Annotated in this window: 15 protein-coding genes; 6 read left to right on the top strand and 9 right to left on the bottom strand. The window is 51.4% G+C overall.

Features of this window, described 5'->3' with window-relative positions; all coding sequences use genetic code 11:
• Positions 1 to 160: 160 nt before the first annotated feature.
• The 6 genes from H6507_07395 to H6507_07370 are packed head-to-tail and all read left to right on the top strand — an operon-like array spanning position 161 to position 5,239.
• A complete protein-coding gene (locus H6507_07395; GenBank protein MCB9368911.1) occupies positions 161 to 865 on the top strand; it encodes a metalloregulator ArsR/SmtB family transcription factor in 705 nt (234 codons plus the stop codon).
• Positions 866 to 874: 9 nt separating this feature from the next.
• Positions 875 to 1,237, top strand: a complete 363-nt coding sequence (locus H6507_07390) for a thioredoxin fold domain-containing protein (GenBank protein ID MCB9368910.1) — start codon at positions 875 to 877, stop codon at positions 1,235 to 1,237.
• Between the two features lie 40 nt (positions 1,238 to 1,277).
• Positions 1,278 to 2,846, top strand: coding sequence for a tetrathionate reductase family octaheme c-type cytochrome (locus H6507_07385; GenBank protein MCB9368909.1), 1,569 nt, complete (start codon positions 1,278 to 1,280; stop codon positions 2,844 to 2,846).
• Positions 2,843 to 3,502 carry a cytochrome b/b6 domain-containing protein gene (locus H6507_07380; protein ID MCB9368908.1) on the top strand — a complete coding sequence of 220 codons (660 nt, stop codon included), beginning with the start codon at positions 2,843 to 2,845 and terminating at the stop codon, positions 3,500 to 3,502. Before H6507_07385 ends, H6507_07380 begins: the two co-directional genes overlap by 4 nt.
• Entirely contained in the window at positions 3,502 to 4,023 is a 522-nt protein-coding gene (locus H6507_07375; GenBank protein MCB9368907.1) for a YeeE/YedE family protein, read from the top strand. Before H6507_07380 ends, H6507_07375 begins: the two co-directional genes overlap by 1 nt.
• A gap of 22 nt (positions 4,024 to 4,045) precedes the next feature.
• Positions 4,046 to 5,239: a YeeE/YedE family protein gene (locus tag H6507_07370; GenBank protein ID MCB9368906.1), complete on the top strand. Its 1,194-nt coding sequence runs from the start codon at positions 4,046 to 4,048 to the stop codon at positions 5,237 to 5,239.
• 137 nt (positions 5,240 to 5,376) lie between these two features.
• Here H6507_07370 and H6507_07365 read toward each other — a convergent pair whose 3' ends face one another.
• The 9 genes from H6507_07365 to H6507_07325 form a co-directional block, all read right to left on the bottom strand.
• Positions 5,377 to 7,635, bottom strand: a complete 2,259-nt coding sequence (locus H6507_07365) for a PAS domain S-box protein (GenBank protein ID MCB9368905.1) — start codon at positions 7,633 to 7,635, stop codon at positions 5,377 to 5,379.
• On the bottom strand, positions 7,635 to 8,780 hold the full coding sequence (locus tag H6507_07360) for an FIST C-terminal domain-containing protein (GenBank protein ID MCB9368904.1): 1,146 nt from the start codon (positions 8,778 to 8,780) through the stop codon (positions 7,635 to 7,637). The genes H6507_07365 and H6507_07360 overlap by 1 nt, the downstream gene beginning before the upstream one ends.
• A 709-nt stretch (positions 8,781 to 9,489) precedes the next feature.
• Positions 9,490 to 9,741 (bottom strand): hypothetical protein, encoded by a 252-nt coding sequence (locus H6507_07355; GenBank protein ID MCB9368903.1) that lies wholly within the window; start codon positions 9,739 to 9,741, stop codon positions 9,490 to 9,492.
• A gap of 94 nt (positions 9,742 to 9,835) precedes the next feature.
• Positions 9,836 to 10,639: an IS3 family transposase gene (locus tag H6507_07350; protein ID MCB9368902.1), complete on the bottom strand. Its 804-nt coding sequence runs from the start codon at positions 10,637 to 10,639 to the stop codon at positions 9,836 to 9,838.
• On the bottom strand, positions 10,639 to 10,995 hold the full coding sequence (locus H6507_07345) for a transposase (GenBank protein ID MCB9368901.1): 357 nt from the start codon (positions 10,993 to 10,995) through the stop codon (positions 10,639 to 10,641). The genes H6507_07350 and H6507_07345 overlap by 1 nt, the downstream gene beginning before the upstream one ends.
• The gene (locus H6507_07340) at positions 10,964 to 11,926 is read right to left on the bottom strand and encodes a hypothetical protein (protein MCB9368900.1); all 963 of its coding nucleotides are present in this window, start codon (positions 11,924 to 11,926) and stop codon (positions 10,964 to 10,966) included. Before H6507_07340 ends, H6507_07345 begins: the two co-directional genes overlap by 32 nt.
• Before the next feature lie 11 nt (positions 11,927 to 11,937).
• Entirely contained in the window at positions 11,938 to 13,536 is a 1,599-nt protein-coding gene (locus H6507_07335; protein MCB9368899.1) for a T9SS type A sorting domain-containing protein, read from the bottom strand.
• Entirely contained in the window at positions 13,533 to 15,257 is a 1,725-nt protein-coding gene (locus H6507_07330) for a T9SS type A sorting domain-containing protein (protein MCB9368898.1), read from the bottom strand. Before H6507_07330 ends, H6507_07335 begins: the two co-directional genes overlap by 4 nt.
• A gap of 300 nt (positions 15,258 to 15,557) precedes the next feature.
• The gene (locus H6507_07325) at positions 15,558 to 20,126 is read right to left on the bottom strand and encodes a right-handed parallel beta-helix repeat-containing protein (protein ID MCB9368897.1); all 4,569 of its coding nucleotides are present in this window, start codon (positions 20,124 to 20,126) and stop codon (positions 15,558 to 15,560) included.
• Positions 20,127 to 20,151: the final 25 nt, after the last annotated feature.

The raw sequence follows: 20,151 nt of genomic DNA, 5'->3' as shown, positions 1-20,151 counted from the left end.
TTCCAGTTCGTAACTTCAATATCCATTATATAATCAACGATCCTGCCGGGTCGATTGTCGAGTTGTCACACAAACCTCTATCTACTTGCGTGGTCTCTTGACAATTTGAGCATTTGAGTGTATACTCAATCAGTCAATTGTATAATTGAGAAATTGAGAAATGTTAAGCCTTACTCGTCTTCGCGACACCCTGCACAACGAATTTTCCAAAATCGGGCGTGTCCTTTCAAGCCCTAAGCGGATTGAAATCATCGAGTTGCTTCACGAGTGCTCGAAAAGTGTCGAGACCCTCGCTGATAACACCGGAATGAGCCTCGCTAATACCTCACAGCATCTTCAAGTCCTGAGAGGAGCCGGAATGGTTGAGGCCGAGCGCAAGGGTACTTACATGATATATTCCCTTGCAAGCCCTCTCGTCCATGAGCTGGTCAGCATGGTCAGACAGGTTGCGGAGACTCATCTGGCTGACGTGGACAGGGCTCTCTCACAAATTCGCGAAAGTTCGAATGAGCTTGAGGACGTGGATCGCGGCAAACTTATGCAGCTTGCCAAAGACGGGAAAGTGATCGTGCTCGATGTGAGGCCCAAAGATGAATTTGAAGCCTCGCACTTGCCGTACGCGATTTCGATTCCGCTTGCAAAACTCGAAAAACAGCTGGACACGCTGCCGCGCGAACAGCAGGTCGTCGCCTATTGCCGCGGACCGTATTGCTTGCTCGCGGGAGAAGCGACGCGCATCTTGAGAAAACACGGCTATCAGGCCTCAAGCCTGCGCGACGGAGTTGCCGAATGGAAAGCCGCCGGTCAACAAATTGTCGCCACGCCGCCTGAAGAAAAAGAATACAACTTTCAAACACAAAGATAGAGTAGAATCATGGGATTGATGGACAAAATCTTCGGCGGCGGCAACACCGTCAAGCCGCTCGAAACATCGGACGAGACCTTTGAAAACGACGTTATCAAGTCGGAATTGCCAGTCATGTTGGATTTGTGGTCACCGACCTGCATGCCGTGCCAAGTCTTAGGCGGCATGCTCCGCGAACTCGCGCCCGAATATGCGGACAAAGTCAAAATCATCAAACTAAACGTGTCGCAGAACATGCAAACTGCGATGCGTTTCAAAATTCGCGGCGTTCCGACCGTATTGTTCTTCAAGAACGGCAGACTCGTCGATCAAATGGTAGGTTTGGCGCCGATGGAAGTTCTCCGTCAACGGCTCGACAAACTTGCCGCGTAGTTCTTATTCATAAACTTAGGGACGATTGTCTGATTGCGCTATGAGACGCATCCTTCTGGCACTGGCTTTTCTGGGAACGGCGATTCTGCTGGTGCTGAACATATTGCCGGAAAAAAGCATTGACCGGACTCCGCTTGAATATCTGCGTTCGGAGTATTCGGTCAAGCACAAACCTTCCGTCGACCACGCCAAATTTGACGTACTCGACGGACCGTTCGAACAGCCGCAGGACGTCACCAAAGCCTGCATCAGTTGCCACACTGAACGGCACCTTGAAGTCATGAATTCCTCCCACTGGAATTGGGAACGCATGGAGTACATTGAAGGTCAGGGTATCCGAAAGGTCGGCAAGAAAAACATCCTCAACAACTTTTGCATCGGCATCTCCGGCAATCAACAGGCCTGCAACCGCTGTCACATCGGCTACGGATGGGGCGACGCGAATTTCGATTTTCACAATCCGTACAACGTTGATTGCTTGGCTTGTCACGATCAGAGCAACCTCTACATAAAGGCCGGCGCGGGTATGCCCAATCCTAACGTCGACCTGACGGAAGTTGCTAAGCAGGTCGGCAAACCCACGCGCACGAATTGCGGCACGTGCCACTTCTTCGGCGGCGGAGGAAACAACGTTAAGCACGGCGACTTGGACATGGCCATGTTCGATCCGTCAAAAGATCTCGACGTGCATATGGCGGTTGAGGGCGTGAATATGCAGTGCGTCGCCTGTCACACTGCCGACCAGCACCAGATGCTCGGCAAATCATACTCCGTTTCTTCGATGAACCGCGACCGCGTTCGCTGCGAAAGCTGCCACGGTGATCTGCCGCATGCCGACAATATTCTGAACAACCACACTCTCAAAGTCGCGTGTCAAACCTGTCACATCCCAACCTATGCCAAAGAAAATCCCACCAAAGTCCAATGGGATTGGTCCACGGCCGGACAGTTGCGTGACGGCAAACCGTTTGAAGTTGAGGATGATTCGCTTGGCGTGGACACGTATATGTCCATCAAGGGATCCTTTGTGTGGGGCAAGGACTTGAAACCCGAATACGCGTGGTTCAACGGCACTGCATCGCACTATTTGCTCGGCGACAAATTCGATCCGAGTGACACGCTGAAAATAAATTCGCTGCAGGGATCGTACAACGATCCGGACTCGAAGATTATTCCGGTGAAAGTACACCGCTCGAAACAAATCTACGACACGCAAAACAATTACCTGATCCAGCCCAAGACTGTTTCGACACATCCCGGCGACAGCGCATACTGGAATGAATTCGATTGGCAGAAAGCCTGTGCGGCCGGCATGAATGAAGTCGGTCTGCCGTACAGCGGCGAATTCGGATTCACTAACACGAACATGTATTGGCCGGTCAATCACATGGTCGCTCCCGCAAAGAAAGCCGTGACGTGCTCCGAGTGCCACTCGCGCACCGATAGCCGGTTGGCGAACCTGACGGATTTCTATATGCCCGGTCGTGACCGCAACATCTGGATTGACAGGGCGGGAGCTGGTATCCTGATTCTGACTTTGCTTGGTGTGATGGTGCACGGCGCGGCGCGCTTCGTGATTTCCCGCCGTCGGAAAGGAGCCGAGCTATGAAACGCGAATACGTTTACCCGGCTTTCGAACGCTTCTGGCATTGGGCACAGGCAATCCTGATTTCTCTGCTCGGTGTAACCGGATTTGAAATTCACGGTTCGCTGAAATTCTTCGGATTCCGTCAGGCCGTGCAGATTCACAACTTCGCCGCGATTGCCTTCCTGATTCTGATCAGCTTCGCGATCTTCTGGCACCTCACCAGCGGAGAGTGGCGGCAGTACGTTCCGACAACGACGAACATCCGTGCGCAAATTGATTACTACATCACGGGTATTTTCAGAGGCGCTCCTCATCCGACGCGAAAGTCGGTTCTAAGTAAGCTCAATCCGCTGCAAAAACTCGTGTATGCCGGTCTGAAAGTGCTCGTCATTCCCATCGTCGTGACGTCTGGGTTAATCTACATGTTCTACCGTTATCCACAGCAATTCGAAATTATCAGTCTAAACATTAAAGGCCTATCAGTCGTTGCGGTCATCCATACGCTTGGCGCGTTCCTGTTGATCGGATTCTTCGTTGCGCATGTTTATCTGGCGACGACCGGTGGAACGCTGACGTCCAATCTTAAGGCGATGGTCACGGGATTTGAGGACCTGCATACCGACGACCACGAACAGATGGAACAGAAAGCGGAACGTCAAGCGGAGATGGTGGACTAATGGAGAAAATTACCACAAAATATATGAATCCCTATTTGGCCGGGTTCTTTCTCGGACTTGTCTTGTTGGCCAGCATTTTCATTACGGGAAGAGGACTCGGAGCCAGTGGCGCGATCAAAGACGCCGTCATTGTGACCGTTGACGCCGTCGCGCCGGAACATGCGCAAGCGTCGCCCTACTATGGCCCGTATCTCGAAGAAGGCAAAGACAGCCCGCTAAAATCTTGGCTTGTCTTTGAATTGATCGGTGTGTTGATCGGAGCGTTTCTTTCAGGACTCATTTCCGACCGTTTGTCCTTTCGGACTGAAGGCGGTCCAAGAATCTCGCACTCGAAACGTTGGATCTTTGCCGTGATCGGCGGTGCGCTCTTCGGCATTGGTGCGCAATTCGCGCGCGGCTGCACAAGCGGCGCCGCATTGAGCGGCATGGCCGTGCTCTCGACCGCGGGCTTTGTTACCATGCTCGCCATCTTCGGCACGGGCTATCTGGTGGCCTATTTCTTCCGCAGGTTGTGGATCTAAACGAACTGGAGTAAAAACTACTATGGGACCGTTTGTTCCTGACCTAATCTCAAATGAAATGAACCTCGTGGTCGCTCTGTTTCTCGGCATTGCTTTCGGCTGGGTGCTCGAACAGGCCGGCTTCTCTTCGTCCCGACGGCTCGCCGGACTTTTTTACGGCTACGATTTCACCGTCTTGCGTGTCTTCTTCACGGCGGCCGCGACGGCCATGGGCGGCATCATGCTGCTGAGCTATGCGGGCTTGCTCGACACGGAAATGATCTACATCAATCCGCTCTGGCTGTGGCCCGCGCTCGTCGGCGGCGCTGTCATGGGAGTCGGTTTTATTCTCGGCGGCTATTGTCCCGGTACCAGCGTCTGCGCTGCGGCCATCGGCAAAATTGACGCCCTCTTCTTTATCGGCGGTATCGGACTTGGCGTCTTCACGTTCGGAGAATTCTATCCGTCGTGGAAGTCATTCTACGTTTCCTCGGCATTTGGCCCAATCCGCATATACGACACGTTGGGCATGACCGCCGGCTGGTTTGCGTTTCTTTTAGTCGCAGTGGCATTGATTGCTTTTGCGGTGACAAGCATGATTGAAAAGCGCGTGAACCCGTTCGCTCCGGCGCGTGACTTTCACATTCGCAGACACGCCGTCGCCGCCGCCGTGGCAGTTCTCGCCGGAGTTATGCTCATCACTTTGCCGAACCGCAAGATGCGCATCATCGAAAAAGTCTCTGAGCCCGAGTACGTCGCCGAACATCCGGCAGAATATATGACCGCGGACGAACTCGCATTCCGGATCGTCGACCGTGAACCGAATATCCAAGTAATTGACGTGCGTGACACGGCGTCGTTCAACAAGTTCGCTCTGCCGGGCTCGATCAATATTCAAACCGAAAGCCTGTTTGGAAAAGAGTGGAACCGCGTTCTTGCTCAGCGTCACGTAAAGAAGGTTATGGTGGCTTCCAACGTCGACGATGCCGTGCGGGCTTACCACGTTTTGGATGAAATCGGCTACAGAAACCTCGCCGTACTTCAAGGCGGGCTGCATCAATTCCGCGAAGAGATTTTGACCGATCCGTACGACGGACTGAACGGAGGCCGCTACGATCAGGACGTCGCTGACTTCCGTTTGCAAGCCAAACAAACGATCGACCAACTGATCAAGGATATGAAAGACAAACCGCAGATCGTCGCCAAGAAACCTAAAAAGATCACCGGCGGCTGCTAAAGTCCGCGAAAACTCATGTAACGAAAGAGCCTGCTGTAAGCAGGCTCTTTTCATTTGCTTTATTGTGTCGTGCTGATACGACTCACGTTCAGTTGCAGGATTGCAAGGAACACTCATTGCGAGCGAAATGGTTCACGTCACTTTTCTTGTTTTGTGGCCAAAGCGCGCCGTATCGCGGTGGACAAGTCCGCGGAGCTTACAGGTTTCATCAAGACTTGGTGAATGCCGCATGAGTGAATCTCCTCGACTACAGTGACTTGACTGTAGCCGGTGAGAAGAAGAATCGGCAAGTCCGGTCTGATCTGCGAAATCTCCTTGGCAAGCATATGTCCCGGAATTTCCGGCATTGTCTGGTCAGTAACGACGACGTCAAATGACTCCGGTGCGGTACGTATTTGCTTAAGAGCTTCACTGGGAGTCGTTACAATCGTTACCTTGTAGCCGAGACGTTCGAGCTGCTTCCCCGTAGTCTTTGCGACAAGCTCTTCATCGTCAATTACCAAGACGCGCTCGTTTCCGTGCAGTGGTCTTGACAAATGGTCTTCGGTGTTTGCGTCCCGCTGGACAATGGACGGCAAATATACGTGAAAACTTGTGCCGACTCCGCGGACGCTGTCCACTGAGATTTTGCCGCCGTGTTTTTGCACTATCCCGTGCGTCACGGAAAGTCCCATTCCCGTACCGCTGCCGACCTCCTTCGTCGTGTAAAACGGCTCAAAGATGCGTTCGATATTCGCTTGGTCGATGCCGCAGCCCGTATCCGAGACTGTCAGGCACACGTAGTCACCGGGATGAAGGTTGTCCGTATTGTTCTCAGGCTCGTTCGTTAGCGTAATGTTTTGCAATCTGACTTGAATCGTCCCCGAAGCATTTTCCAGAGATTGAAACGCGTTCGTGCATAAATTCAATATGACCTGATGAATCTGGGTCGGATCGGCCATTATGACGTTCGACTGATAATCAACCTTGGATGACAGAGCGACGGTCGTTGGCAGCGAAGCCCGCAACAAGTCCAGTACTTCTTTTACAAGAGGCGCCGGTCGTATTGGCTTCATCTCATGTTCAACTTGCCTGCTGAATGTGAGTATCTGCCTGACAAGATCGCGGGCGCGCAGCGCTGCCGCCACGACGTTCCGTATTGCCTCTTGCACGGAGTCTGTGTCGTCCGGAGCGTCCGCGATGATGTCCGCATAGCCAAGGATTGGCGAAAGCATGTTGTTGAAGTCGTGCGCGATTCCGCCCGCCAACGTGCCAATCGTTTCCATCTTCTGATTCTGACGAATCTGAGCTTCCAATTTGCTCTTCTCTTGTTCCGCGCGGATACGGTCCGAAATGTCGAGCATGGACACAAACACTTTCGACCACGTGTTCAAATGTCCCGGCGCTATGGATACGCTGATCGCGACAAAAATGGTTTGACCATCCAGCGAGGACATTTGCGATTCCATTTCAAAGTTGGCTTTTCCGGACGCCAAGGAAACGAGTTCGTCGACAAAGGTCTTTACGTAGTCGCCACGGAACAAATCGCCGAATGAATCATGCACTTGCTGCTTGCTCTCGGCCCGCAGCAACTTCGCTGTTGCTAAATTTACGTCAATGACACGGACCAATGTGAGACAATGTTCTACCGCTTCCGGAAACTGTTGAAAATATTCCCGCAAATCGTGAATTCCCCGCGACGCCAGCTTGTCAACATAGGTTTTGACGCCTGCGAAATCCATTTCTCTTAGGGCGACAGGCGAGTTTTCAAATAGTGTCTTATAGCGCGCTTCTTCGGCAAGTTTTCGTTCGGTGATGTCGCGGATGAAGGCGCTGAAGACGGGTGTCTCGCCCGCGTGCAGCAACGACACCGCAATCTCCACGGGAAACTCGTGACTGTCCCGGTGGCGCGCTGTTAGCTCAAGCGTGCGTCGTGTCTGTGTGTGTTCGGTATCACGGCTGGTCAAGTAGTGACTTAGTTTGTCGTGACCTCCCGGCGCGATCAATGACGACAAAGTTAAGCCATCCAATGCCGTTGTCGCGCTGTAGCCGAAAGTCTCCTCGGCGCGGTGGTTCCAATCGAGTATGTTCCAACTGCGGTCGAATGCGATCACGGCGTCGAGCGCGGTGTCGATGATCTGACGTGTTTGCTTCTGCGTTCTGCGAAGCTCATTCTCCGTCCGTTTATGCTCGGTGATCTCTTCCTGCAGCTTTTCATTTGATTTCTGCAAGTCCTTCGTATGTTCCTGCACGCGCTGCTGGAGCAGAATGTTGGACTCGAAGAGGGAAAACGAGCTTCCCGCTGAGTCCGTGCTTCGTTCCACACGGCTCATCAGCGCGGCATTGATCGCCCGCAGGCTCGTAAGCTCGTCTTCGAGTTCGGCAAGTCGGTCTTCTAATTCCCGCATGTCAGACATTATTCCGCTCCGATTGCGACTCCTGTGAATGTCTGATTCACGTGCACCGAGTTTATCTGCTCACCGTACGTGTGAAATCCTATCACGTTGTGGTGGGACATGATTCTGCTGATCGAATCTCGAATGTCTTTTTCCATAACCTCAAGTTTGCGGAAGAAACACTCGCATCCGATAATCACCTGCGGGTTCATTCTGTTTGACAGTTCGTCAAGCGAGTTTTGCAGGTTGTCAATGATGTCCACGCCGTCAGCCATTGTCAATACGAGACCCTCGTCAATTGCGCAAGCAAACTGCAGGGATCCGTCGTCCAGCTTGCGCATTACCGAGCGGACATAGTACTCGCCGCCAAGTTTCAGCATCACGGGGTGCATGGCGAGAACTTCGCTTGTTAAGTCATCGTTGCAGAGTCCGAGGCAGCGGGCATATTCCTGAGCAGCGGGTCTGCCATTTATTTCCATCACCAGCCGTTCTTCCGGCTTTGCTTTCGTGATGACCAGTTTTCCTTCCATTGGAACAAAGTGCTGTGTCCTGAAGACTTCAAACGGATGAGAAGTTATGAACAGAGTAAACAGCGCGGAATTCGCCAGAAACTTCCCGTCGAAATAGACGAACGTTGGATCAAAATTAGCTCCGCCGCCCGCCGAGCCTCCGACAATCGGAAGTGATTCAAGTGTGTAGTACAACTGGCCGATAATTTGTTCTTCCTTCAAAGACAATCCGTCAATCAGGAAAAATCCGAAAGGCTTAGTGTCCGGCAGTTCCGACGTACGATTTCTAATCGTTTCTTTTATTCGCCCAGATATCTCTTCAAGCTCTATGGCCCCGCATTTGTCGAGCTCCGGAATTTGAAACGGGTGAATTTCAAGGTTCTCGGTTTCCATGCTGAATGCCGTGATACTATGGTCGCTGTATCCGTTCGGCCCGATTTCACCGGCCGTCGTGCAACCGACTACCGGACATGAAAACGTGCTCTTCAATTCCTGACCCAGCGCTTCCAAGTCGTAATCAACCGAACAAAAGAAGACGACACCAGCCATGTTGGGACAATTCAACTTCTCTCTGAGTTCGGAAATGGCCGCGTGCGGGTCAATTTGGAAGCTCTGCGCCTTGTGCACGACCATGGATTTGCTGCTTTTCGGTACCATTGGGTACTCCGTGGTGTTTTCACTACATTTTCCCTATTAGGGTGCAAATGATGAGCCATATGCATACATTTCAATCAACTTGGATCAAACTCAGGGGCAGTTCCCCTGATTGCACGGATGCTTCATCTTACTGTTATCATTCTGGACGGGTCAATGATGCTTAAGTATCTTGGATCAGTGGTGCCTGAGCGAGAGTGCCGAATCTTCAACGCTATCCGCTGGTCCCAAATAGCAAAAAGCCCTTAGGCAACAACCTAAGGGCTTGATTTTTAGTAGCGCGTACGGGATTCGAACCCGTGTTACCGGCGTGAGAGTTCCACAAATAAACGCATGTAAATACTTGTTTTAACTCGCCTGCGATGTCAAGCTCCACCAAACGGGGTCAAATCTGGGTCACGCAAACGCCACCAAACGGTGCCAAGTGACGGCCAATCACGTGACCCAGGTCCTGAAACTAGGGTGGGGAAGTGGCCAGTTAACAGTCTTGCTGCTCAGGAAGAATGTCTGATTTGCAATGTCATGCTTGCTAAACGAGGCGATGTTCATCATTGTATTCGGCACCAAGTGAAACCAAGTGACGGCCAAGGGTGGGACCAGAAGAGGGCCAACACTGCGGAGTATTAGTTCCAAGCGTCCGCCCTCTATCCTCACTTTGTGGTGTAGTGTTCGGGGTGTTCACATGTTTAAAGATGATTGTCAATACTTGGCGCTAGTTCCTTGCAATGACGCGGTAGAACTTCATAAGATCTTCGCTGATTGGAATCGCGACTGAAGTAGCTCCTGTGCTCTCAACAAATACAAAGGGACCATCCGGCGAGTCACTGTGTTCGATGTCGTAAGCTGTTGCATTATGGATTGGCGTCCACGATATCAACAGAGACATTTCGGAAACTTGAATCACGACTTCCGGCGGACTCAAGAAGTCGGAACATCCCATCGTGTTTATGGTATTAATCGGCATTGGACTTAGAGATCTGTAGTACTGGACAAGTCCATCAATCTGATCCGAACAGAATGGACTGCACCCCAAATTTTGGAGTCGGTATCCAATTAGTTTAGGCGGCGTTTTGGGTTTGATTGTATTGAAGTTCGAACTCGGCGGGGGGCGTATAGCCGAGGGCCGAGTGTAGTCGTTCTGTGTTGTAGACCTGGTTGATGAACCGTCCGATTTGCCGCCGTGCCTCTTCGGGGGTGCGGTAGTCGGACAGATAGACTTCTTCTTTTTTGAGGGTTTTGAAGAAGCTTTCGGCGACCGCGTTGTCGTAGGGATTGCCTTTGCGGGACATGCTGATGTGAACGCCGTACTGCTTGAGTAGATCGGTGTAAACATGGCTGGCGTATTGCACACCGCGATCACTGTGGTGGATCAAGCCCGGAGGTGGTTTGCGTTCGGAAAGAGCCATGGTCAAGGCCTCGATGACCAGATCGGCTTCGAGACTTTTCGACAGCGCCCACCCCACGACCTTGCGTGAGAACGCATCAAGGATCACAGCGAGATAGACAAAGCCCAGCGGCAAACGGATGTAGGTGATGTCCGCCACCCAGATGCGGTCGGGCGCAGTGGGCCACTGGTTCTGATAGAGGTTCGGATAGACTGGAAGCGTATGTCTGCTGTCCGTGGTGATCGTAAATCCGCGCAGCGGCCTGACCAGCAGATCTGATTCTTTCATGATCTTCAAGACGAGCTTGCGGTTTACAATCACACCTTGCCGACGCAGCTCGGCGGTGATGCGCCGATAGCCATAACCGGCTTTGTTAAACGCCAACGTTTCTATCCGGTCCTGCAAATCGAGTCTTCGCGCCAGGCGGTCATCCGCTGTGCGTGAACGGTAGTAATATGTGCTCTCCGGAAGATCCATCAGCGCACATCCTTCTTTCCGCGTGAACGTCCCGCGCTCGAAGGTGACGGCCTGTCTGCGTTCTGCTGTTCTTGTAGCCGGGCGGTTTTTTTTAGAAACTCGATCTGCTCTTCCTTCTTCCCGACTAACCGCTGCAGCTCCGCCACTTGCACTTCCAATGCCCGCACTTCAGGCGAAACCGCGCCGGTCGCCCCTCCCCCCAGGCGACCGGATCTGTAAGCCTTCTGCCAGAGCAGAATCGTGTTCGCTGACACATTGTGCCGGCGGGCTACCGCAGCCTGACTCGCTCCCTGAAGCACCTCCTGCACCACCTGAACCTTAAACTCATCCGAAAACCTCCGTCTCTGACCTGACATCCTGCACTCCTTTCTCCAATCCCCCTAAACTAACACTTCTTGGAGACTCTCTCCAGCCCTCGGGGTGCAGTCCAACCTGCTCTGGCGTTCTCATGTCTAAGCTATCTGGAACCGTGGCGTGACCAGTGTGGGTAGCCATGCACACGACAATTGCGGCAACGGTATCGCCGCTTTGGGCTTCAGCAGGAATCTTGCAGTATGGAATGAAGGAGAACCCCGTTCTGCCTCCCGCTCTCCGGTACCAACGGTCGAAGTTGCCGCCTGCCCAACGATGATGTGTGCTCGAAGTGCCATCGTTTCTACTAAACAGGCGGACGTTGGGGTCTTCCAATTGACTAGTATTCTGCGCTTCCCACGAACCCGGCTGGATGATCCAACCGGGAGAATCCGTGCCTGCAATAGTCTCCATAATCATAATGTTGGGATCATTGGGTACGTCCGGATCTGGAACCGTGCTTGCAACTGTATTACTCGCACCCGGCCAAAGTGTGCGCGTGCCGAGTTCTATGGAATAGCTTTGACTATGCCTCTCAAGCTCCCATCCGACGTCCATATTGCATCGTGACGCTTCGAGCCACTGTTCCATATGCCCTGGCAAGGCAATCGTAGAAAAGAATAGATCGGGGCGGTCAAGCTCTTGAATGTCTTGTTTTGTCAAATAGCATTGATAGTACCAATTGATATTCAGCGAATCCATGTCCGCAAACGCATCCTGTAGGCCGCCACGTGAGTCGATGAGCGAATCTCGCCTGAAATCCCATCCCCCAGAAGATGTATCACAGTCTTCGCACCAGTGCATCCTCTCATCTCCCGGTGAAAACATGATGCCCTTGAGGAAATCCGACTTGCTCTTTCCGTCCGATATTCCGACTGAGAATAGAATCCACAAAAGCAGCAACCCTACTTGAAAAATCCTCCCTGCGTACTTCATGACTTTCTCCTTTACTTAAGCAATGTAATCCTCGCCGTCTGTACTTGTTGTCCGAATTTGCCTTGTACGAAGTAGTTTCCCGACGCAATCGCTTCTCTCGTTTGGTTTGTACCATTCCATCTTAGAAAGTGCGTGTTCCCGGGAGTCAGATGCTGGTCAGGAAAAGTATAGACTAACTGTCCAAGTGTGTTGTAAATCGAAACATCCAGTATGCCCGCAACGCGGCTGATGGTTAAGGGAACAATGACCTCCGAGTTGAAGGGGTTGGGAAAGGGAGTGCCTAATACGAAGTCGTGTGGGACATCGGGCCGCTCATCTGACACCGGGACGCCCCAGTTGCGGTCACCCGCAAAAACGACGACTCTGGATATCGTAGGACTATATTTCTTGCCAGAGATCGCCCAGTCGTCAATCCCATCACCGTTGAAGTCGCCAATCCCTCGCACCAAGATTGTGCTAAAACCGTCAAACTCCGCCACTGGCAAATAGAAACTCCACAAGCTGTCCATTGGGTTGCCGCCTAAATAGAGGTAGCAGCTATACCGGTTGATATCTACAACACCAATGTCTTCATAGCCGTCGTCGTTGATGTCCCCGACCGTCTGTGCCCTGTCCAGCCAAACCGCTTCCCCTGAATTGTGTTCCAACATCACATCCGGTTCCGTTACATTCAACGGCAGTCCGCCGTAGAAAATTGCAGGCCCGGTCTGTGGAGCAAAGTGATCAAACACATACCCCCCGATGTCATCAATCCCGTCCCCATTGACGTCACCTAAAATACCATAGACGTCTATCAGGTACGGCAAAGTGTCTACCTCAAATTGAAAATCCGGTATAGAATCCGTTTCCGGTCCGCCATACCAGATTTCGTCATGCAAACTCCAGTCAGGATATCGAAGGTGTTCCCAGAAATCCGGCCAGCCATCTCCCGTGATATCACCGACCCCTTGGCATGCACTGAAATTTCCTGCTGAACCAGGATTCACCCGCTCATACGTCCACGTCGGTTCTGTGGGAGGGTTTGGCCATGTCCAACTGAAATACCACAGAAAATTTTCAGCAAAGGCACCTCCTCCACGCGTGAAGTCCGGGATTCCGTTTCCATCGAAGTCTCCCAGCCCCGTCACAAAGTGCGACGCTTCCGGATAGTTACTCCGCCAATCCCAGACCGTGTCGAACTCTTCCGGACCACCACCCCCGATAAACATATAGGCGTCACACTGGAAATGAGCATTGTAGTCCCTCAGATCCACCATGACGTCCGTAACTCCATCGCCTGTGTAATCGGCCATTGCTGTACTACCCGTGTTAAAGCGGAAGCTCGTCCATACAAGTGTCCGTGTCGTGGTGTCCATGTCTAAGTGAGCAAAATCGTAAGTGCGGTAGGGAGGCTCGGGTCCTCCATAGACAAGACGCAAATGCCCGTTGAGTCCGTCGACATTCACCAAGAAGTCCGCGTAGCCGTCCCCGTCTTGGTCACCCAACGGCTCTAATATGACGTCACCAATCCGCTGGTTTGTGTCTCCAACCATATCGTACAACCGGATCGGCTCGTACGGCTGGGCGTGTATGATGGTTGCAAAGAGGAAAAGTGTGAAGAGTGTTCTCATTTTAGGTATCCAAGCCTCGCCGTCTGTACTTGTTGTCCGAGTTTACCGTGTACGAAATAGTTTCCCGACGCAAGCGCTTCTCCCGTTTGGTTTGTACCATTCCATCTTAGAAAGTGCGTGTTCCCGGGAGTCAGATGCTGGTCAGGAAAAGAGTAGACCAACTGACCAAGTGTGTTGTAAATCGAAACATCCAGTTTGCCCGCAACGCGGCTGATGGTTAAGGGAACAATGACCTCCGAGTTGAAGGGGTTGGGAAAGGGAGTGCCTAATACAAAATCGTGTGGGACATCCGGCCGCTCTTCTGACACCGGGACGCCCCAGTTGCGGTCGCCCGCGAAAACCACGACCCTGGAAAGCACACCGCCGGCCACGGACTTTTTTCCAGAGATCGCCCAGTCATCAATCCCATCACCGTTAAAGTCTCCAAGACCGCGTACTAACATAGTGCGAAAACCGTCAAACTCCGCCACCGGCAAATAGAAACTCCACAAGCTGTCCATTGGGTTGCCGCCTAAGTAGAGGTAGCAACTCCCGCGTTGATTGTCCCGAAAGGCAAGATCATTGTACCCGTCTTCGTTGATGTCGCCGACAATTTGTCCATCATCCGGTGTGATCTGTTCACCGGAATGATGCTCCAGCATCACGTCCGGTTCCGTTAGGTTCAGCGGTGTCCGACCGTAATAGATAGCCGGTCCCGTTTGCGGAGCGAACGGATCGAAAATGTACGACCCCAAGTCCGCCAAACCGTCTCCGTTAAGGTCACCATAAATACCGTAGCAGCAAGTTGCGTACTCCAGTGTATCTGTATTCAGCGCGTAGTCTTCTGTTGAATCCGCTTCTGGCCCGCCGTACCAGACTTCGTAATGCCTGCTCCAATCGGGATACCAGACGAATTCCATAAAATCCGGCCACCCATCCCCCGTGATATCCCCGACCCCTTGACAATCAGCGAAATTTCCATTGTTGCCCGGACCATCACGATTGATCATCCACGTCGGTTCTGTGGGAGGGTTTGGCCACGACCAACTGAAATACCACAGAAAACTTTCGGCAAAGGCACCTCCTCCACGCGTGAAGTCCGGAATTCCGTTGCCGTCGAAGTCGCCCAGCCCCGTCACAAAGTGCGACGCTTCCGGATAGTTACTTCGCCAATCCCAGATCGTGTCGAACTCTTCCGGGCCACCGCCGCCGATAAACATATAGGCGTCGCATTGATCATAAAAGTCCTGCTTGAGATCGACAAATATGTCGACGATCCCATCGCCCGTATAGTCGGCACACGCTGACTTCCCCGTATTATGCCTGTAATTTGTCCAATAATACGTCTGCGCTGATGTATCCACATCCAAATAAGCAAAATCCAGTGTGCGGTAGGGAGGTTCCTCTCCGCCATACATGATCCGAAGATGTCCATTGAGAACGTCCATGTTAATCAAGAAGTCCGTGTAGCCGTCCCCGTCTTGGTCACCCAACGGCTCGAATATGACGTCCCCAATTCGCTGGTTTGTGTCTCCAACCATATCGTACAACCGAAATGGCTCGTACGGCTGGGCATACAGCAGGCCCCCCAACAACAAAATCGCGAACCCCACCCGCTTCAGAAAATTGAATGCAGAGAGAATTCGCGTCATGATCAAGGCCTCCGAGGTTCGTTGTCCAACCAGTTTCCCAAGACCTGAGGCTATGATAGTAAGCAGTTTTGATGATGTCAAGTGGTTCATGGCGTTCTTCCGATGCAGTTGACCAAAATATGACCAAAAAAGTGTGGACAAGTTGTGACCCGCGTCTATGGAAACAAATCGACAGAAATCAGCGAAATGACTCCCGGTCGATTTCACGGGTAATGTTACGATTTTTCTGCCTTGTTTTAACCTTCAAACGTGGAGGATAACACAGAAAGCGCGGGTCTCGTGAGTTTGTTACAATTTACGATAGGATAAGGAGCAATGCAAGACTTGCGAACCATAGACAAAAAGCCCCAGCTTTCGCCGGGGCCTTTAATTTCAAGTCAGCCTGAGATGCTATCTGAGCAGCATCATTTTCTTTGCGTTGGTGAAGTTTGGCGTCTTCAGCTGGTAGATGTACACACCCGATGCGACGGTCATTCCGGCGGCGTTCTTGCCGTCCCAGAGAAGGCGATAGGCGCCGGCAGGTCGCATGTCATCCATGAGCGTCGCAACTTCCTGGCCGAGGATATTAAACACCTTCAGTTCCGCGTGGATTGCTTCGGGAAGATCGAAACGGATCTCCGTCGTCGGATTGAACGGATTCGGGTAGTTTTGGTACAGTGCATAGGACGTCGGTATGGCCGTATCAGTGACCTGCTCACCAAGTGTTGGATCGTCGAGTCTTTCAGACAATTGCAGCGTGCGCCTAACAAGGTCGTAAGGATCCGTAACCGCAATTTGGTTGTACTTAACCTGAAGATCACCCGAACCATGGTTGTCGCAGTAAATCTGCATTGCTGAAAGTAGGGCAAGAGCTGAATCACGTGGCGTAGTGGCATTTTCCATCATGGATTCAAGGCCGGCAAGCGCGGCGCCGGGTTTTCCTTCTAGAGCCAAAGCTTCGTACGACAACCGTTCTGCCAAAACTCGCTGCTTTATGTTCTTGGTAGTGGCCGCAAAGTCCGAAAGATACTTGCTGGAGTATTTTGCGATTCCGCGCTCCCTTGCCGCGCCCGCAACTACCCTAAGTGCAGCCGGTACGAATTCAGAATAGCGGTTTTCTTCAATAAACTTGATCGCTGATTGACGAACATCGCTTCGATTAGCGTTTCGCAGATCACGCCATTCGGAAAGTTCTTTGTGATGCATCGCGATACGCTCCGCGTTGGCCAACTTGCGATTAGCCATAAGCTTTTCGGTTGGAGCTTTCGTCACAGATTTAGACGCGCTTTTGGTTGTGCGTTCCTTTGTAGCCTGCTTTGTACTAATTTGGCTTGGTAGTGCCAGTGATGCGGATTGCGACTCTTCATCATCCATGGACATCGTTCCAGACTCCTCCGCAAACGGATCAACAATCAGCCACGATTCTCCGCCGATTGACGAGGTTCCGTATTCCCCACAGCTGACGAATGAAGCGAGTGACGAATCCAGTGTCCACTTGGATGATGTGTGCGGCCACAGGTAATCGTAGAAATCCCCGTCACCCGGAACTGACGGTGACCATGTGTTCCAAGTGACATCCCAAGTCTCGTTTGTGTCACCGGATTGGACATAGTAACCCTCATTCCACACCTCGAAGTAGTTTTCTCCGTTTTCGAGATCGACATACGAAGGATCGTCTGATTTGATCAGCGGACCCATGCTATCCGAAAAACTGCAATGACTGCCAACAAGATCATAGACTACACCCAATGTCCACAACTCGGGCAATGTGTCGCCATTGCTTTCAATGGTGCAGCATTCGAGGCGTGCTGAACCGCCGGTTGAAGAGGCTCCGTAGATGCCGGCTTTCGCGCCATTTCGGATCTGACAATTTCTGATGACAACATCCTCTGCAAACCCGTGGTATATTCCGACTCCGTCATTGGAATCAAATACGCAGTCTTCAATAACAAATCCATCTGACTTCAGCATGACCAACCCGGCGCCAAACCCTGAATACCAGAACGCATTGCCACCGAGATATGAAAATGTGCATGCTCGCATGTAACTGGTTGTATCCGTGGCACGCACCATTACACCTTCATCAAACCAAGAGAAGGTACAAGAGTCCGCTTGGAACGTCGCCCGACGCAGTCCACTAAAATAACCGGTGAGATCCTGGGTCTGATTGACAAATCCGTTTCCAACAAAATCGGCATCCCTTAGCTTAACAAAACCACGTTCAGAGAAGACATTCTTCGTGCCTGTAGAATCCGCCCAGTGGAGCGTAATTCGGCTGTCTGGCTCCCCATAAACATAGAGTTTACCCTTCGCCTTGGTTGTGTCCGTGCCCCACACTTTGATTGCACCTTGATCGACGAATTCGATGGTAGGATTCTTGTAGCTAGGGTGTGGCAGAATCGTCAAGACTCCGTCCCCCCGCACGTTGATCACACTGTCCACCCGCATTGGCGCATACATCACCACGCTGTCTGTGATCTCGTATTGTGACCATACTTCATACTGACCTATGACTTGTTCTAAAGAATCAATGAAAGTAGCAAGCTCATCGGCAGTTAAGCCATCAACGGTGTCAGCAGTTTCTTCTAGTATGTCAAGGGAAAGCAAACCAACTTGTCCTGGAATTTTTCTCGAAAGAGTGTCACCTGAGTAACTGACAACATCCTCAAGTATCGTTCGCGCGCTATCTAAATCACCCTTCATCGCTAATCCGTGTGAAATCCCGATCAGGAGGTCAGAGACAAGCTCTTGGTCTGTCGCCGATTGTTTCACATCGGACAGGTATGCAAGTGTCGTGTCAATGGGAACGCCGTCGAGGAAACTCACTGCTAGCAACCTAGATACCGAAGTGCCAATCTTGCAACCACTTGACGCCGACTCAATCAAGTCCTTGTAAGAAACCTGCGCTTGCGTTAGGTTGTTTGTTTCTTCAAGGACGTTTCCACCAACGAAACAATCTAATTCATCGTCATCTTCTCCGGGAGCCTGGCCCCATTCACAGGCCTCGAAAACGGTGTCAATGGGAGTTGTGGAAATTGATTCAGGAACAATACACAAGGCAATATCGGCAGAATCAACCAAATCCCCCCAGTTGTTTCCGGTGAATCTGAGGTACGCCGCCTCTTCCCTGGTGAAAAGTACTTTCACAAGCTTGTTTTTCCCAGCGTTACTGCTACTTGAATCAGCGAATCGATTCTCGCCATTGGCGACCACAAATGCACGCGGGTCTATCAAGCTAACTTCGCCGAATCGATTATTGTAGATGTCATTTGTTCCCCAGTAGCGCACAGATCCATTTGATGTGTCTGCCATTACAATCGAACCATTCGTCAAAGAGACGCCATCGGATTGATTTCCTGTACTCGTTACGCAACGTAAGCGAAGATCACAATCGTTTGCCCTTAGGCCAACTCCGTTATTTACAAAGCTCGATTGCACAACACTTCCTGTGCAGTTTCGAGACATTCGCAAAGAGTGCTTTTCATTGTCAACGAAGTCGCAATCAATGATTTGGGCCTGCACTCCTTCAGTGAAGAATGCAGCAGAAGTCTTGTTCTCGCGGAAGCTTGTGCCATCAATCCGAAACTCTCGCTGTCCAATTCCAACTACACCAAACGCACAGGCGCGGAATTCACAGTCTTCAAATGAAGCATAGCCCGGTCCCTGATAGGCATTTGCTCCGATGCTTGCGCTGGCTATTACGGTATTCCTTAGCAATAAGCTATCGCCTTGGTTTCCTTCAAAGGAGATTCCATTCCAATAGTTGCCACTACCTTTGGAGCACTTCAAGACTATCTTTGTGCTGTCATTGCCAAGAATAGTCAGCTTGTTAGATCCGCTGTCTGGCTCGATCAGCTTAATCCCCTTACCGGGCGCAAACAGAATCTCAAGGGAATCTTTCCACTGATCGACACTCTGACCGTTCTTGATAATCTGATAACGTTGAAGTGCCGTGTCGGGTTCAATTATTACGGTCGCATTATCCAGCAATATGTTGCGGTTGTAATAGTAAGGTGCTTTTAGTGTTAGGGTAGTGTCCTCAATCACAAGGTCGCTGGTGTCCATCACAAAGAAATGAACAAGTTCGGCCTCCCCTGGCAGCAAGACAACTTCGAACTTTTGGCGATAAGCTCCATCAAATGGTAGGTGGTTACCTTCCTGAAACTGCACGGCCTCGGCAAAGCTGTCAGCAAGTTGGTAATGCACTACATAATCAAGTCCAGGCTCTAACGCGCCAATCTCAACACGGACCTTTGCTTTCTCGTGAGCAAGGGCGCGTCTATTCACGACGAGGAACCAGAAATCAGGATCCTCGCCGAGCCCTTTCCAATACGAAAGCTGCGCATAATCACCTGCGTCATCTGTCCAGTCGCCAGCGACAGTATCCCATGCATCAGTACGAATATCTTTTACGACTGACTGGTACGAAAGTCCATTGTAAGTTATCCAATTGTCAAGATAAAGCCGGAGAGAGTCCGGAAACGCCGAATTATCATAGTTTTCAGTGAAAACTTGGCTTGCGGTTGTTCCGCCAAATTCCAATGACTCAATCGTTGGCGCGATTTCATGGATCTCATTGCAGACTTCCTTTGCGGCATAGTAACGCTCTGTCCTTACTATTCGCGCACCTCCATCGCTGCAAAAATCAGGTGACCCGTCCCATTCAAGAAGTCCAGGCAAATAATTGCCATGGCCTTCTTCATCGCAATCTGGCGGGTCACCTGGTGACGATATTCCCCAGTACCACATGAGTCCGTCTGCATCAGAAGCTACTGTAAGCCAGGCTGAAAGCTTTATTTCGATTGGCGTTGGTTCACGTTCGGTTGGATTGTCCCAAAGAGGAACTGTAACGCCCTCGATCGCAGAGGGATCAGAACAACCTTGCAGGCCAGAAAGCATCAGCCCCCAGTGTTTGTACCCATGTTCGTGGCTATATTCTACTTCGGCCAAAAATCCTAGTGAAATGGACTCCAGGATCAAATCGTTCCCAGGGTAAATTTCATCC

It is taken from the genome of Calditrichota bacterium (assembly GCA_020637445.1).
In the GTDB taxonomy this organism is placed as follows: Bacteria; Electryoneota; RPQS01; order RPQS01; family RPQS01; genus JABWCQ01.
This window is presented reverse-complemented; position numbering and strand designations above follow the sequence as displayed.